Below are 15110 nucleotides of genomic sequence, written 5' to 3'. Positions count from 1 at the left end.
CATAAATACTATGTCCGTTAAATTAAATGAAGTAAACGAGGAGATGGTTAGCAACAATGCGATAATCACTCCTGCTAGCGCACCTTCTCAATACAGTCAGCTGATGTTGATCAACAATCAAATCAGCCAACAAGATACTTATTCGAGCAACGTTACGGCACTTACAAATAATTTAAATTCTCAGATGCAGACGTTAAACAGTAGTTCAACGACTTTGCAGTCAATTAAGCAAAACTTGATTAAATTGCAAAATAACACGCTTTCTGCAAGTGACAAAAAAGCCATTGCTCAGTCTATTAAAAGTGAGCTTAAGCAGGTAGTAGCGGGCCTGAATGGGAAAAGCCCGGAAGGTTCTTATACCTTTAGTGGTTCTCAAACAAGCAAAGCAGCAATCGTCGAAAATTCCGACGGCACATATAATTATCAAGGTGATGGCAAAGTTCGTCAGGTAAGTATTGGGAGCTGTTTGTTGGTTGGTGGAAATGTGCCGTTGAGCCACGTATTTTCGGTATCGAGTACAGGCCAACTCACAGCATTGAACGAGTTGGCTCGTTTAGCGAATTCTGTAGCAGCTGGTAAATCGGTTACATCTAATCAAATCTCTTCCGCCATAAAAACAAGCTCGACGGCAATTGAGAATATCGGCTTAGCCAGCAGTAAAATTGGTGATACCGTTGAGAATATTAAGGCGGTAAGTAAGACCAACAGCCAAATTCAAACATCTAATAAAAAGATGGCGGCACAGTTTACCAACGTCGATATGGCATCAGCTGCCGTCTCTATCCAGAAGTACCAATCTGCAATTCAGATGTCGAGCCAAGCCTTTGTCAAAATAGCGCAAACCACTGGAATGGGCTTAATGAAGTACATTAACACCTAGTTATGAACAGTAGCGTTACACCAGCTTCAAATACTACGACGGTCCTGCCAAAACAACGTTCTTCGTTATTGGGCCGGACCAACAATGCTGTTGATGCGTCAACCTCGCTGCCAAAATCGAATGCAACTTCTGCATTCATCAACCTCACGCAACATACCAGAAATGGAATACTTACCCGAGAGCGCCAGCAAAGCTATCAGCTGCTATCGACGAGCCGGAAGTTTGGCGACCAACAGTTGGCCGAGTACGCCATTTCAAACAGTCAAAAAGTACTGAAACAACTGGCTTTGCAACTGAGAAGTCGAGCAACGGATACCGATTCACTTCAGCGACTACAAAGCAAGCTCGCCCAAGTTCGAAGCCTTCAATCCTATTCTGGGCAACCGCTATTGGACAGTAAGCTGTCGCTTAACCTGCCCAGCGCAGGGGTTGTGCAGCATTACCAGTTTCAGATATCCGGAATGAACGCGAGTGGAGTGAGCCAAAAAAGTCGACATCTCTTTCAACTAGGCAAACAGAAGTCTCAATCTCAGCTGATAACAATTGAAGCTCACAGCTCACCCAAGAGGGTTGCTACTCAGCTAAATTTACAGTTGGCAGCTATGGGAATCCAAGTTCGTCACAGTCGAGGAGAGTTGATCTTTAAAACGAGTGGTCATCAACTGGACAATCTGAAACACAATTTGTCTATAGTCGGTAAAAGTGAACTCTTTTCTCAAAACTCGGTGCAAATTAACAGCGCAGAACCAGATTCTTTAGAAAATATGCCCTTGGAGCAGTTACAAAATACCAAGCATGTCCAGCTTTCACTGGCTATGGCGGGGAAAAGGTTAACTATCGCCCATAAACAGGTTCAACAACTCAAGCAGGTCATGTCCTCTCAGCTAAGTAAACAAAAGCCCTTATCGCTTTCAGAGCTAACATTGTTTCCCGTAACTGGGTCCAGTTCGACCAAATCTGTGCTGGCTCAATGTAACTTCTCTCGCAGCCAGCTTTCAGTACTGCTTGGACGGTAGCCAGATGTAATAGGTAAACGTTTTTATGTTTGATATTGAATTCTCCCTAAACAATGTTAGCTCTGGGTCGAATTTACATAAGGGGATTTCCATTAAGACAATCTTGATTTCCGCCTGAACTTCCGTATACAGGTAAGTTCTGCTTGGGTGTAATCTAAGTCTTTGTAAAATATATGAATTTAAATGGCATGAATTATGCTAATTATTTAAAGCCTATTGGGTCTGGAGGAAGTGATGAGCGGTGTCGGTAGCGCGGTGAGCATTAACGGGATTACCTTAAATCAATCTTTTGCACAAAGCATAGCAACAGCAGAATATCAATCTCAGCTAAAGAATCTACAGACGGAAGATTACAATACTCAAACCGATATTTCTGCTTACAGCAAAATAGTTGCTGCGATGAAAGCGGCTGAAGCTGCATTGGCCAAGATTACTTCGAACGACACCAACAAAGTGACCAGCTCATCGTCAGCAATTACCGCTGATATTAGCTCGGGCGCCACGTCAGCTTTTACTAGCAGTATGACAATTGGAGTGAGCCAGCTAGCATCGTCTCAGGAGGATATTTCTTCCGGCTGGAGTAGTACTACGCAAACTTCATCTTCCTCAACGATTACTGTGGACGTTAATGGTACGAAAACCTCAATCAAAGTCGCGGCTAAAAGTTCCATGCAAGATATTGCGAAAGATATCAACGCTGCTGGTGCTGGGGTCAAAGCTTCGGTCATGACCGTAAGTGGTGGACAGCAGAAGTTGATTATCCAAGGTGACAACATAGGTAAAAGCGCTAGTTTCACGGTGTCTGCAACTGGTGACAGCAGCGTAACTAGTTTGATGAGTAACCTAACCACAGCTCAAACAGCTCAGGATGCCATTGTGACGATAGGTAGTGGTTCTAATGCAAAGCCGCAAAGCTTTTCAAGCAACAAAATTACCGTTTCCGGTGTTACTCTGACTCTGAATTCGACCACAGCCTCAAATGCACCAGCGACGATTAGCGGCACTGTGAGCACGAGTACTTTAGAAGCGAATATCCAAAGCTTTGTATCCGCCTATAACACGCTAATGACCACCTATGCACCTTACGTAAAGTCTGGTACAGCCACCAGTAGCAGTGATAGTTCATCCAGTACGTCTGCTGGTCCATTATCGGATGATCAAACGGCTTTATCAGCCCACAAACAGCTGACAGGATTACTTGACCAGGTTACTTCTGATCGAGATTTTGAACTATCAAACTTGGGGCTTAGTTTATCGGGCGATCAGATGTCATTTGATAGCTCTCAGTTTACAAAAACGATGAATAGTACCCAAAGCGCAAACTATAGTGGCCCGACTGTTGCTGATTACAGCAAGACACTTTCTACTCTAGTTGGCAATTTGAGTACGATTTTAAAGGAGAGCACTGATACAACCTCAAAAACTGGAATTCAGGCGCAAGTAACAGTACTAAATCAACAGGACTCTTCGTATCAGACTCAGATATATAAAGTAAAGTCTGACATGGTGACCACCGCGCAGACCTTGTATAACGGGTTCCAACAAGCGAACAATGTTATTGCATCAATGCAAAGTGCTCAAACTTTAATGAAAGCTCTATTTTTGAGCTCATCCTCAGACAGCAGTAGTTAAAAATTTATGTCAAATAATCATCCATTTCATGCTTATCAGGAAGCATCCATTGATGCCAAAGTGAATGTGGCATCACCTCAACAGTTGATGCTGATGTTAACTCGGGAGTTGATCCATAGTTTAATTCGCTTGAAAGCCCATATCGAATATGAACGTGTCGAGGGGAAAGTGAAAGAGAGTGATCGCTGTATGGAGATGCTTGTGGTTTTAGAACATGCACTGGATCCAGAAGTAGATCTTGAGCTATTCGAGAATTGTAAGCAAGTTTACCGGTTTTCAATGGGCAATATATTGAGGGCGAGTGTCCAAAATGATTTAGCGCCACTTGAAGAGGTTATCTCTTTGATAGGTCCACTGAAGCAAACTTGGGAGCAAGCGCTAGCCTCATGAACACCTCTAGCCGTCAACTTACTAAGTTGTTGTTAGCACTTGAAGCAGCTTGGAAATATGAAAATTTAGACCGATTTGAGCTGCTTTGCCAACGCTTGTCTCAGCTTGATATTTCTTCGATTGAAAGAGATGAAGCAACGGAGAAGGTGGCAGCTCAAGTTGCCCAATTCTTGCATTTGCGAGAACAAGATATGAAAGAGTACCGAAAGCAACTATTGGCTCAAATGAAGCAGCAGCGCTCTTCCCATAGTGTTGTTTCTGCCTATCATGATGTGACAGGGTAGAAACGATGCCACAATTGGGTACAAGTTCAATTTCACTGGTGCAATCGCAGTCGGAGAAAACACCACAAGAAATCTCGAATAAAAACTCAAATCGAGAGGGAAGCTTCAGCTTCTGTTCTATGCATAAAGAAGTCACGGATAGGCCAGAAGCAAACTCATTGTCTAAACATGAGGCAAGTCCTAACCAAAATAGTTCTAAGCTTTCACGGAGTAAATCGGACTCCGAGAAGAAAAAGGGGCATCATAAAAAAGCTAATTCAAAAGAGAGCGTCGAAAGTCAGGTTAACTTTCAAGCGCTGAACTTATTTAGCTCCACTGAGGTTAAGAAACAGCCCGCTAAAACATCATTGAAGCTGGTGAAAAGTGTCGATATTGCAGCGCCAAGCAAAAAAGTTGCGAGCTTTATCAATGCTGATTTGAATCTCGGTGACGCGAAAAAGAAAGTGACCAATACAACGGTGGATGGGACTAGCACGAGCTCCAAAGCAATTCACGAGTCCAAGCTATTTGAACCTTTGGCAGCCGAAGCCAAGGAGCTGCATACAAGTACAGCTGTCGAAGGTAGCAAAAGTGCCAGTCGCAAGCTTGCAACTCATACGACTCCACTATTTGAGACATCTGCTGTTGCCCAAGTGACTCATTCACAAACTGAACAAAAAAAGCCAGCGAAGTTGATGAGTGATAACGGTTCGCATAGTTTGGTAAATCTATCGGCAAATCAAGTGTCACCACACCAGCTTAGTCAGCAGTTGAATACACCAACTTTAGCTGCGCAACTTGCTAAACCAATCCTTCAACCGGAAAAACTCAGCCTGAATCAAAGTGGCTGGGAGCGGGTCATTCAGCAACAATTTAATTGGCAATTGCAGAATAAACAGCAGAAAGCAACATTGCGTCTGCACCCATCAGAGCTTGGGCAGTTGCAGATACAAATTCAGGTTGCAAGTCAGCATACCCAAGTGCAAGTGATTGCACCGAATCATCAAGTACAAAACACATTACATCAGCATTTGCATCAGTTGCAGTATGAATTGGCCCAAAACACCCAAGGAAGTGTCCATGTTGATGTTTCCGCCCAAAATAACTCTGGTCAATCACAACAGAACCAACAGCAGCAGAATGGAAATCAGCCATCATACTTGCATCGAACCATTGAAGAGAAGACTGTCGTGAAAGCTAATAAGCTGGCTCATGATCGACTGCTCGATACACAGTGTTAACTATGAGTGACTTTATGCAGAAGAAAAATTTCATTGGCTTAATTGCCTCCTTAGCGGTTGGAGTCGTTATCGGCACTGCGGGTCTATATCTTTATCAGGCAGCAACGCAAACTAATGTTATCGCGAACAAGCATCCGAAACCCCTATATCAAGAGGTAAAGCCTTTAGTGGTTAGCTTAATGCAACAAGGTGAAATTCACTACTTTGAAGTGGACCTAACCGTGGTCACTCATAACGTCAGAGAAGAAAAGCAGCTTCAAGCATATCAACCTTTTTTACGAAGTAACTTAATTAGTTTTATTAGTCACTACCCATTTAAATATCTTGCGAACAGTGCCAATGAGGCGAAGTTTCGTTTGGCCGCACTAAAAGAAATTAGGACCATTATGCAGCAAAAAACTGGACAAGAATCGATTAGTGATCTGTTAATCACCAAATACGTACTCGAGTAATTCATGTATTCCACTGTCCATCAGGAAGCGCTCAGCGCGTATAGTGAACTGAGCTGTAAGTCACCCGAACAACTAGTACATCAATACTTGCCATTGGTAAAACGGATCACATCCCGAGTAGTCAATCAAGTAGGCCAACCGATTCCAAGGGAGGATATGGAGCAAGCTGGTCTAATGGGCCTGTGGGAAGCTGTTACACGTATAGATACTTTGCAAAGTGAACAATTTGAACGTTTTGCTAGCTTACGCATACGTGGCGCAATTATCGATGAACTCAGGCGCAATGATTGGCGACCACGTCCATTACAAAAACGTGTACAGCAAATTCGTGACACGATAGCGCAATTGAGTAGCCGAGATGGTCAGCCGCCTAGTGAGCAACAAGTTGCGAATGAACTTTTGATTTCACTCGATGAATACCATCGTATTCTGAATGATATTCAGGCCAGCCAATTGATGAGCTTTGTGCCTGAAATGTTCGAGCAAGAACAGCCAGAAAGTTTAGACCCGTTGATAGAGCAGCTTAGCAGCCAGCAGGAAAAACAGAATTTAGTAAAAGCGTTGCAGTTGTTGCCGGAAAGAGAACAGATGTTGCTCCATTTCCATTACAACCTTGACCTAAATTTAAGTGAAATTGCGCAAATATTCGAAGTAGGCCGTGCAAGAGCATGTCAACTTCATAAACAAGCGCTATTGCGGCTTCGATCAGTGTGGCAAGAGTATAATTAGAGGATTCTATGTTTAAATTACTTGGCTTCTTACTCATCTTCCTAAGTGTACTAGGTGGATTCTATATGGAAGATGGCCCGCTACATGCTCTGTATCAACCGTCAGAATTTATCATTATCGGTGGCGCAGCAATTGGTTTTTTAGCAATTTCACAACCTTTCGCTGTATTCAAAGGTATTGGGCAATTTATACAAAGACTGTTTCATGGTAGCCAATATAGCCCGGAGTTTTATCAGCAGTTACTGCAACTTCTTTTTCATCTTTTTAACGCAGCGAGTTCAAAAGGGTTAAAGGGAATGGAGGATGATATTGATAAGCCAGAAGGTAGTATACTATTTCGCGACTATCCTCTGGTTATCAGTCAACCACGCTTAATCCACTTGATCAGTGATACATTGCGATTGATGATGATTCAAAAAATCCCGCCTCATGAGATGGCCACGATGTTGGAAGAAGAGATTGAAGGCATTCATCAAGACTTAAATCGCACACCTGATGCACTGTTAAACCTGGCTGATGCGCTTCCTGGCTTTGGTATATTGGCTGCAGTGATGGGGATTATTGTCACTATGGGTAGTATCGATGGGAGCTTGGTGCAAATCGGTATTCATGTAGCGTCGGCACTAACGGGCACCTTTCTTGGTATCTTCCTTAGCTATGGTTTTGCATCGCCACTAGCGAGAGCGATAGAGAATGAGATTTGCAAAGAGGTGATGGCACTAGATGTGATTAAAAGTGCGCTCGTTGCCTTCAACTCTGGTAAGCCACCTATGTTGGCGGTTGATGCTGGCCGGCGCTCCTTATATAGCGAACTCAAACCCAGCTTCATTGATATGGAGAACGAGTTGAATGGACAGTAACTTCAAAAATGATAGCGTAATTGTTGTACGGCGAGCTAGCCGCAACAATCGCAATAGTCATCATGGAGGTGCTTGGAAAATTGCATTTGCTGACTTTGCTATGTCTCTGTTATGTCTGTTTTTGGTGTTATGGATCATGAGCTTTTCGACTCCCCAGCAGTTAGTGAGTATAGCCAACTATTTTCACCAGGTTGCTGTTTTCAAACACCCTAATAGCCCCTACCCGATAGATTTACATGGTGCCCCTGAACCAGCAGCACAAAATGGTGGAGAAAGAGAGACCAAGGTTAATAGGGTACAAGGTATGCAACCCATCTTGTATGGGCCCACACATGGAGGGTCGGTACAAATTCTTTCTTCCCAGCTGCAAAAAATTATGCATAAACATAACTTTGGTAAGAACATGTTTTTGCAAGTTGTACCTGAAGGGTTAAAGATCGAGCTTACAAATAGCCAGAATCACGTGATGTTCAAAAAGGGGAGTGCTCAACTTACGCCTTATTTCGTAGACCTTCTTTTAAAACTGGCTCCAATTTTGGCATCAGTGCCGAATAAATTGGTAATTTCTGGTCATACAGATTCGATGCACTTTTTACCAGAAAAGGGGAACAATTGGCACCTCTCCACTGAGCGGGCATTGTCTGCACTTCGTACGTTGGAGTTTAACGGTTTACCTAACAAGCAAGTTTTGCAAGTTGTGGGGATGTCGGACAAAGATTTAGCTGACCCGAACGATCCGAGTAGCGGTACTAATCGTAGAGTTGATATTTTAGTACTAACCAAATCTGCCAGTCAGACAATGATGAGCATGTTTAGTGCGCCAAATCTGGTCTCTCAGCAGCCTAAGTCTTTCAAAAAAGCGGAACAGTACGCCTCTGAAAACCAGCCAGTAACTGATGTGGCAGTCTTGAAACGTAAAGCACTATTGTAAGTGCATACTTATGCAAAAGAACAAAAATTTGGGTCCGTAGCTCAGTTGGTTAGAGTATCGCCTTGACATGGCGGGGGTCGGCGATTCGAGTTCGCCCGGACCCACCAAATTTGACAACAAAGCCAAGCATTTAGCTTGGCTTTGTTGTATCTGGAGTCCTTTTAAATATTCTTTGTTTCCCCTAATTAAATCTTTTTGGGAAGCTCAATGTACTCAATTCAATTCGTATCTCGGTATTTTACTGAGAAGTACCGACGATAATTTAAGCTTTATCTTGAAACTCCGTGATCCATCAGCCTCATTATGAAGTTAGTATGGATAGAAGGTGTTATAGCTGATAAGTTACGTTCAGTAACCAGATAAAGTAATGATTTAAAAAGAATATAGGCAAGTTGTGAAAAGTAATTCTAGACCAAACCCGAGCTTTCAGCAGTCTCTCTTCACCTTTGTTTCCATTGTTGCTGTTATTGGTATCGGGGTGTTTTATCTCCACACAAGCCTGCATAGTTTATTGTTAATTTGCCTACTGATTGCAGGCCTCAGCGCTTGGAAGTTAAGTGAAAATGGATTCAAGTCAATTCGTGAAGCAATGAACAGCGGTATTAGCGGAGCATTGCCAGCTATTTACATCTTTATATTGATTGGTGTTCTCATTGCTTCGTTGATACAAAGTGGCACGGTTGGCGCTCTTATTTATTATGGTATCGAGATTATTTCTCCTAGTATTTTCCTTCCTGCCAGTATGCTGCTTTGCACCTTTATGTCACTTGCTACAGGTACTAGTTGGGGCACAGTGGGGACAGCAGGTGTGGTGCTTATGGGAATTGGCAATCTGATTGGTATTCCATCGCCAATGGTTGCTGGTGCGGTAGTGTCTGGAGCATGTTTTGGTGACAAAATGTCTCCGGTCTCTGATACAACGAACTTGGCTGCAATGGCGTCAAATACGGATTTATATAAGCATATTAAGAGCATGCTTTATACGTCTGGTCCTAGTTACATTATTTCCTTCACTATATTTGCAATTGTTGGACAAAAATACGCCCAAGTAGTATTACCTGCTCAAGAGCTACAGACCATGCTGTTGGGAATTAGCCGCACCTTTACTATTAACCCTCTTTGTTTGCTACCTCTTGTTGTGATGCTGGTATTGAGCTTTAAGAAAGTGAGTGCTGAAGTTTCGATGTTTTGTACAGCAATAGTGGCGGTGATTGTAGCGATCACTTTGCAAGGAGCTCATGTTACGGCTGTTTTGAGTGCTTTATACGATGGTGGAACATTCAAAACGGGTGTGGAATCTTTAAATTCTCTATTTAGTCGCGGTGGCATATCTTCAATGATGTGGACGCTTTCATTGGCTTTAATGGCTCTAGCGCTTGGTGGAATACTGAGTAATTTCGGTTTCTTACACGTAATAATTACGCGGATTCTTCGTAGTGTAAAACGCGGTGCTAGCCTTGTAGTTGCTACTATCATTTCGTGCTTCGTCGGTAATATGAGTATGGGCGAAGCATACATGTCAATAGTCTTAGGAGGTCAGTTGTTTGGTGATACTTATGATGAGCATAATATCGATCGCTCTGTAATGTCGCGTTCTTTAGAAGAAGGGGCAACGTTGACGACGGCATTGATTCCGTGGACAACTGGAGGCGCTTTCTTTGCTTCTGCTTTAGGAGTTAATGTCTTCGATTATGCACCTTGGGCACTGTTAAACTGGATTAACCCACTTCTGGCGATAGTGTTTGCTTATCTTGGCGTTGCACTTTTCAAAACAAGTCCAAAGCTCAGCATGAGCAAGTTGTAACCAAGTAGACTTAAAATTAGCTAAGCGGCTTGATTTGCGCTTTCTAATAAAACGCTATATGCTCCGTGGCCATTGTTTATTGATGATGTGTGGAGCAATCAATATGAATAGAAAAAAGAAGATCAACCAGATCCTTAAGAGCAAACAAAAAAAGAAGAATGCTAAGTTACATAAAAGCAATAAGCCCAAATATATCTCCAAAGCCGAGCGAGAGAAAATGGCATTAGAGCAAGCACAAACTGAAGATACGTGCATTGTTTCTGAAGGTGACGCTTAAGCAACCAAAGGTGCGACTTTCTTTGTTTGTGTAGTTCCAAATCATTTGTAGTAACTTTGTATTGTGGTGTCAATCCAAGGTTTTAAGTAGAGCATAGAAACAAAAATGCTGAGTCGCTCTATATTCAGCGGTTCGCCATTTAGTAAATGCGTGTCTTTTTTGCTTGCGATGGCTGTAATTATTCCCACAAGCTGGTTTTTAGTGTTGTATACACCACCGCCGCTCATCCCAGCCTGAATCGGCGCATCCATAATACTCGCAGGGCAGCTAGTGTAGTCCCTGTCGTTAATAAAATTTAAATCTCGATGATATATTCCTTGGCTGGTAAGCACATCTCCAAATATGTCCATGCCAAATGTCGTCACCTTCTCTCCAGAAAACACTTCACCAGCAAAAGGAATCTCTAAAGGAGTGTTATCAGTAGTAATTATTGCGATGTCGCAAGCGGGGTGGTAGGCAACAACTTTGTCGTAACCTAATTTTGCTACATGGGCTGCGGTGATACTCAGATCTTTTGATAGGGGGACGCTCGTACCATTGCCGAAGAAAAGTACTGGTACACCAATGAATTCATAGTCTACGGTTGGGTGGTTGTCAGCTTGCAACGTTTTGCCATTGCTGCTGGCACAGCCATTTAGAAGAAATATTGCTGACAGTGTTAGTATTATTTTGAACGAGTACATAGAAAGCCCTCAGCCGCATCAAAGGGCCTTGTTAACTGGTTAGCAGCGAAGAGAGTTTACGTAAATTCTTATTTTATATTAGACGACAATGAGCGACCTGCACTGCTGGGTGAGATTAGATGATCATATTTTTATTGCAAAAGCTCAGATGTGTGAGCATGTGTGTTGAGTTATATGCAAAAAAAATAGGGCAGCAGTATCAACTGTGCCCTAGCTTCAGAAAGTGAGTGCTTATAATTCACTTACTCTTTGATAGTTCGAGTATACCAAGGGGAGCGCATGTCTGTGATGGAATAGAGGTCATATTTCTTGTTTAACATCTGGCCACCATCTCTTTGTAATGGTAACCAAGATATATTTGCACGCTCACGACTAGGCCGCACAGTGAGTAAATCTAGCGGTATTGAAATATAGAAACCTTTTGTATAACTACCTTCACCGTATTCATCGGCAGACAGGTTTGTTTTGGTAACAAAGGCTCCCGCAATGATTCCACTATCAAACTGTTTTGAAAAATCTAACGTTACGCCGACATCCCCAGAAAGGTAACGACCAGCACTAAATTTCACCAAAGTATTGTCGATAGCTTGCCAGAACTTTGGCTCCCAATACATGGTAGCATGCCCTGTAGCAACACCAGTCTGTACATTGTAGTATCGCCCTGTCTGCGCATCATAGTGCCTCTCTTGTGAGAAAAGCCCTAGCACTGTGTCAGGATCACGTTGGATAACATAATTGATATCACTACCTAGTGCCCAATTGCTGTCTATTGGCCTATAGAGCCATTCTGTGCCCGTTCCGGCAAACATGGTCTCTAAATAACCAGTATATATTTGACTATAGATAGAGTTTCCGTAGTGGCTAAAGTAGGTCAGCTGTAAGTTATCGATCCTTATCGTTTTGTCATAATATTGGCGAGATAAAGTACGAACGCGCTTGAGGTCAGTACCATCAGGTGGAACTGTGTAGTTAAACTTATCGTAATTATCCAATATGTTACCGTAGATTGTGTTCGATATTTTCCAATTGTTGGTCAGGTTATAGGTTGAGTTGGCGTTAACGCCAATTGCGTAGAGGTAGAAATCTTCTGAACCACCAAATGACTGCTGCAATACAGGAGCAACGCCAAAACTCCAGTCATCGTTAGAATGGGTTTTGACTTCTCCTAAAATCGGCTGAGGATTAGCAGTTGCACTTGAATCTTGAAACTTTGAATCAGGGTAGTCGTTCTCTGCGACACGCTTTAATGCAGCGGTGTGGATGGTCGTTTCGGTCAAAGGCAAGTGTTCATTTGAGTCTATGATGTTTATCTTATCGGATTCTAGGCCTGTGTCTGCGATAAGGTAAGATGCGCGTTGGTGGGCTTCATCTAAGTTTCTATACTTAGTTGGTTTGCCTTTTAGTGTTATTGCTGCCTCAGATTGATACAAGGTCGTTTGTTCGTAGCCTGCAATTGCTTGAATGTCTTTATTCAGCTTTTTCCATTCACTGGTTGTAAGCTCCGTTTTGGCTGGCTGTGGTTTGTAATTTGGAGAAGGTGTATCAACCCAAGTTGGCTTAAGCGTCGAAAGATTTGTTTTAAGAGAAATACCTGCGGTAAGTGTATTGCCTCGCTCGTAGCTAACCCTCAAGACTGCCCAATCTGTTGGTGAATAAACTAGCCCAAAATTCCACGGTGTAGATGAAGGCATATCGGTACTACCACTAGTAACCGGAAAGTCACTTTGATAGTCGTTGCCATCGTACTCTAGTTTCAATTGAAGAGGTTGGTAGGCTGTTTGGTATTGTACTCCGCCAAACAAAGCACTACATCCAGTGAACATACGGTTTAGATCTACAGTCCCAGTGTCTCCAGAATAACTAGTGTTACGGCCACAATCACTGGAGTTGGATTTCGAGCCGGAAAGATTTGCGCTGTTACCGATGTAGCCCCAACCGACCCCTAGGGTAAAGTCGAGATTTTTATAGCGTTTATTGGCTACAACATATTCTCCATCAAATAAACCAGTGCCTCCGATGTCTTGCGCTCCAACAGATAACTCGGGTAGCCAATAACTCTCGCTCAACAGGCCTAATTTGACGTCAATTGACTTGTCGGTATAGTCTGTATCACCGCTAAAGTTTGAGTCACTACTATAAAGAACATCGTGAACTTGGGTATATCGGATAGTGGACTCTAGCCATGAAAATAGCTGAAGGGACCCTGTGTAATGTGTATATTCGCTGTTATATGTTGTACCAAAAGTAAACTCTCCTTCTGGTTTCATTCGGGCAGTCGGCATTTGCAATAGGCCCACGCCACCAAAATCTGATTGCGAATAGGTCATCACTGGATGACTGAACTCATCGGCTGCGATATTGGCAGAAAGAAGGCATGTGGTGGAATAAAATACTATTCTTGTCAGCTTTGTTTTGAAATCTGTTTTTATCATCATGAGAAAACATTACTACTTAAAAGTTCTACTATCATGTTATTCAGGCTCTTGCCTTCAGGATTTTGTGCTGTTGTTGAGTCAGCATTTTCTAACGGGATATAAAGAATGGCACCGGGAGCAATATTAAAAGGTTTTGAATTCCAATATCCGACTGGAGGGTGGTAGATCTTTCCATCAGGTTGAATTACCCATATGTTCCCAATAGCAGGATTTATAAGCTGAGCTTGTTCTAGGTATTGTTGAATGGGTTTTCTAGGGGCCCATGGCAATGCTCCTGGCTTAATCACGTTGCCCAAAATGGTGACTTGACTGGGAACTGTATTTAATGTGAGCGAGTAATGACCAAATAAGCGAGGATTGTTCTCAATCGATAGTCGTGTAAAGTCAGGGTCTATTGAAGCAGAGTATCTATCAGAAAACTGCATAGACTGGAGCTTTTCATCTAATGTTTTCCATTGGGTATTCATTTTCCCTTCAGCTGATCGGAGAAGTTTGTGTATTGCTTGTGAAGCGTTTTTAACAGGAATACTTTGCTCATAAAGCCCAGAAGAAAGCCAGTTAATGTCTTCAATACCAAAATGGCTTTTCTCTAAAGCATCGATGACGACTTTGTCTAGTCTAGGGTGGCTTGGGTATTTGACTGTGAAAGCTCTCGTACCATTAATGACGATGTCGATACTAGTAGTTAGTTGTTTAGAAAAAGTCGAAAAAGAAACAATAGACATACAAAGTAGTAATAAATAACGCAAGGTTACTTTCATAGAGAGTCACCTTCTTTATTGATATAGGGTTTTGCTGTCGTAAGAGTGAATGAAGGCATATTGGGAGCTGGAGTTTGTATACTTGTAACCACTTCCCCTGATTTCGGGTCGAGCCAGTAATTATTGACTAATTCTTGGTTAATTAGAGGAATTGAAACGTATTCAACAACGTGCAATAGGTTTCTTGTTCCACTGATTAGTTTTCTAGGCTCGACTTGTTTTACCTCAAAATGAGAGGTCGCTGGGTATTGCTCGTGGTAGTCAGGTGACCAACTGATTAAGAATGACCAGTCTTTTGGTGTTGTATTTTTATTTAGGCCTAAAGTTAAAGGATCAGGTAGTTCGGACTCGATACGGTCTAGGTTCTTCTCAGGTAAATTGACAGTTTTTACAATGCGCCCAGATTGAGTTACGAATAGCTCCTTGTTAGCTGACAACCATTTCATGTAAGCCGGTTTGCTTATAGAATCAGAGTTACCTTCAACCCAAGCTAATACCAGTAACGCTGGTGGAGTGTCCTTTTTTTGGACGAGAATACTGGCATAAGGGATCTCTTCAATTTGTTGTTTCGATATTTGGTTATTTTGCGGCCCAGCGATCGCCAATGTAAAGGAGTCGGATAAGTCTTGAGTAGTTTGCGTACAGCCAGAAGCTGCCAATAAAATAGATAACAAAGTAGAGCGCAAGAATGTATTCATATAGTTACAGCTATGAAGATGCGAGATAAATGACAGCCGAGCTAGCCGGCTGCTTTTG

Annotated in this window: 16 protein-coding genes and 1 tRNA gene; 13 read left to right on the top strand and 4 right to left on the bottom strand. The window is 42.5% G+C overall.

Annotation, left to right across the window (positions count from 1 at the left end):
* Positions 1-10 precede the first annotated feature (10 nt).
* From L7A31_RS12615 to L7A31_RS12555, 13 genes are all read left to right on the top strand, one after another.
* The gene (locus tag L7A31_RS12615) at positions 11-880 is read left to right on the top strand and encodes a flagellin family protein (protein ID WP_237362078.1); all 870 of its coding nucleotides are present in this window, start codon (positions 11-13) and stop codon (positions 878-880) included.
* Positions 881-882: 2 nt separating this feature from the next.
* Positions 883-1896 (top strand): hypothetical protein, encoded by a 1014-nt coding sequence (locus tag L7A31_RS12610; RefSeq protein WP_237362077.1) that lies wholly within the window; start codon positions 883-885, stop codon positions 1894-1896.
* A 234-nt stretch (positions 1897-2130) separates the two neighbouring features.
* Complete coding sequence (fliD, locus tag L7A31_RS12605) at positions 2131-3528, top strand: flagellar filament capping protein FliD (protein ID WP_237362076.1); 1398 nt, start codon at positions 2131-2133, stop codon at positions 3526-3528.
* Positions 3529-3534: 6 nt separating this feature from the next.
* Complete coding sequence (fliS, locus tag L7A31_RS12600; RefSeq protein ID WP_237362075.1) at positions 3535-3918, top strand: flagellar export chaperone FliS; 384 nt, start codon at positions 3535-3537, stop codon at positions 3916-3918.
* Positions 3915-4202 carry a hypothetical protein gene (locus tag L7A31_RS12595; RefSeq protein WP_237362074.1) on the top strand — a complete coding sequence of 96 codons (288 nt, stop codon included), beginning with the start codon at positions 3915-3917 and terminating at the stop codon, positions 4200-4202. The genes fliS and L7A31_RS12595 overlap by 4 nt, the downstream gene beginning before the upstream one ends.
* 5 nt (positions 4203-4207) lie before the next feature.
* A complete protein-coding gene (locus L7A31_RS12590; protein WP_237362073.1) occupies positions 4208-5422 on the top strand; it encodes a flagellar hook-length control protein FliK in 1215 nt (404 codons plus the stop codon).
* Positions 5423-5436: 14 nt separating this feature from the next.
* Positions 5437-5874: a flagellar basal body-associated FliL family protein gene (locus L7A31_RS12585; protein ID WP_237362071.1), complete on the top strand. Its 438-nt coding sequence runs from the start codon at positions 5437-5439 to the stop codon at positions 5872-5874.
* A 3-nt stretch (positions 5875-5877) separates the two neighbouring features.
* Positions 5878-6603: an RNA polymerase sigma factor FliA gene (fliA, locus tag L7A31_RS12580; protein WP_237362068.1), complete on the top strand. Its 726-nt coding sequence runs from the start codon at positions 5878-5880 to the stop codon at positions 6601-6603.
* Between the two features lie 8 nt (positions 6604-6611).
* Entirely contained in the window at positions 6612-7463 is an 852-nt protein-coding gene (motA, locus tag L7A31_RS12575) for a flagellar motor stator protein MotA (protein ID WP_237362067.1), read from the top strand.
* The gene (locus tag L7A31_RS12570; RefSeq protein WP_237362066.1) at positions 7453-8394 is read left to right on the top strand and encodes a flagellar motor protein MotB; all 942 of its coding nucleotides are present in this window, start codon (positions 7453-7455) and stop codon (positions 8392-8394) included. The genes motA and L7A31_RS12570 overlap by 11 nt, the downstream gene beginning before the upstream one ends.
* Before the next feature lie 30 nt (positions 8395-8424).
* Positions 8425-8501 (top strand) — tRNA-Val (locus L7A31_RS12565).
* A gap of 287 nt (positions 8502-8788) precedes the next feature.
* Entirely contained in the window at positions 8789-10198 is a 1410-nt protein-coding gene (nhaC, locus tag L7A31_RS12560; RefSeq protein ID WP_237362064.1) for a Na+/H+ antiporter NhaC, read from the top strand.
* Positions 10199-10301: 103 nt separating this feature from the next.
* Positions 10302-10475, top strand: coding sequence for a DUF2986 domain-containing protein (locus tag L7A31_RS12555; protein WP_237362058.1), 174 nt, complete (start codon positions 10302-10304; stop codon positions 10473-10475).
* A 41-nt stretch (positions 10476-10516) separates the two neighbouring features.
* Here the strand turns inward: L7A31_RS12555 and L7A31_RS12550 are convergent, their stop codons facing one another.
* From L7A31_RS12550 to L7A31_RS12535, 4 genes are all read right to left on the bottom strand, one after another.
* Positions 10517-11158 carry a S1 family peptidase gene (locus tag L7A31_RS12550; RefSeq protein ID WP_237362057.1) on the bottom strand — a complete coding sequence of 214 codons (642 nt, stop codon included), beginning with the start codon at positions 11156-11158 and terminating at the stop codon, positions 10517-10519.
* 242 nt (positions 11159-11400) lie between these two features.
* A complete protein-coding gene (locus tag L7A31_RS12545) occupies positions 11401-13593 on the bottom strand; it encodes a YjbH domain-containing protein (RefSeq protein WP_237362055.1) in 2193 nt (730 codons plus the stop codon).
* Positions 13590-14354, bottom strand: a complete 765-nt coding sequence (locus L7A31_RS12540; protein WP_237362053.1) for a capsule biosynthesis GfcC family protein — start codon at positions 14352-14354, stop codon at positions 13590-13592. The genes L7A31_RS12545 and L7A31_RS12540 overlap by 4 nt, the downstream gene beginning before the upstream one ends.
* Positions 14351-15052, bottom strand: a complete 702-nt coding sequence (locus L7A31_RS12535) for a YjbF family lipoprotein (RefSeq protein WP_237362051.1) — start codon at positions 15050-15052, stop codon at positions 14351-14353. Before L7A31_RS12535 ends, L7A31_RS12540 begins: the two co-directional genes overlap by 4 nt.
* Between the last annotated feature and the right edge of the window lie 58 nt (positions 15053-15110).

The organism is Vibrio marisflavi CECT 7928 (assembly GCF_921294215.1).
Lineage (GTDB): Bacteria > Pseudomonadota > Gammaproteobacteria > Enterobacterales > Vibrionaceae > Vibrio > Vibrio marisflavi.
This window is presented reverse-complemented; position numbering and strand designations above follow the sequence as displayed.

Excerpts from the sequence above, each read along its gene's own strand:
- L7A31_RS12615 (WP_237362078.1), top strand. The coding sequence starts at position 11 with ATGTCCGTTAAATTAAATGAAGTAAACGAGGAGATGGTTAGCAACAAT.
- L7A31_RS12610 (WP_237362077.1), top strand. The coding sequence starts at position 883 with ATGAACAGTAGCGTTACACCAGCTTCAAATACTACGACGGTCCTGCCA.
- fliD (WP_237362076.1), top strand. The coding sequence starts at position 2,131 with ATGAGCGGTGTCGGTAGCGCGGTGAGCATTAACGGGATTACCTTAAAT.
- fliS (WP_237362075.1), top strand. The coding sequence starts at position 3,535 with ATGTCAAATAATCATCCATTTCATGCTTATCAGGAAGCATCCATTGAT.
- L7A31_RS12595 (WP_237362074.1), top strand. The coding sequence starts at position 3,915 with ATGAACACCTCTAGCCGTCAACTTACTAAGTTGTTGTTAGCACTTGAA.
- L7A31_RS12590 (WP_237362073.1), top strand. The coding sequence starts at position 4,208 with ATGCCACAATTGGGTACAAGTTCAATTTCACTGGTGCAATCGCAGTCG.
- L7A31_RS12585 (WP_237362071.1), top strand. The coding sequence starts at position 5,437 with ATGCAGAAGAAAAATTTCATTGGCTTAATTGCCTCCTTAGCGGTTGGA.
- fliA (WP_237362068.1), top strand. The coding sequence starts at position 5,878 with ATGTATTCCACTGTCCATCAGGAAGCGCTCAGCGCGTATAGTGAACTG.
- motA (WP_237362067.1), top strand. The coding sequence starts at position 6,612 with ATGTTTAAATTACTTGGCTTCTTACTCATCTTCCTAAGTGTACTAGGT.
- L7A31_RS12570 (WP_237362066.1), top strand. The coding sequence starts at position 7,453 with ATGGACAGTAACTTCAAAAATGATAGCGTAATTGTTGTACGGCGAGCT.
- L7A31_RS12555 (WP_237362058.1), top strand. The coding sequence starts at position 10,302 with ATGAATAGAAAAAAGAAGATCAACCAGATCCTTAAGAGCAAACAAAAA.
- L7A31_RS12550 (WP_237362057.1), bottom strand. The coding sequence starts at position 11,158 with ATGTACTCGTTCAAAATAATACTAACACTGTCAGCAATATTTCTTCTA.
- L7A31_RS12545 (WP_237362055.1), bottom strand. The coding sequence starts at position 13,593 with ATGATGATAAAAACAGATTTCAAAACAAAGCTGACAAGAATAGTATTT.
- L7A31_RS12540 (WP_237362053.1), bottom strand. The coding sequence starts at position 14,354 with ATGAAAGTAACCTTGCGTTATTTATTACTACTTTGTATGTCTATTGTT.
- L7A31_RS12535 (WP_237362051.1), bottom strand. The coding sequence starts at position 15,052 with ATGAATACATTCTTGCGCTCTACTTTGTTATCTATTTTATTGGCAGCT.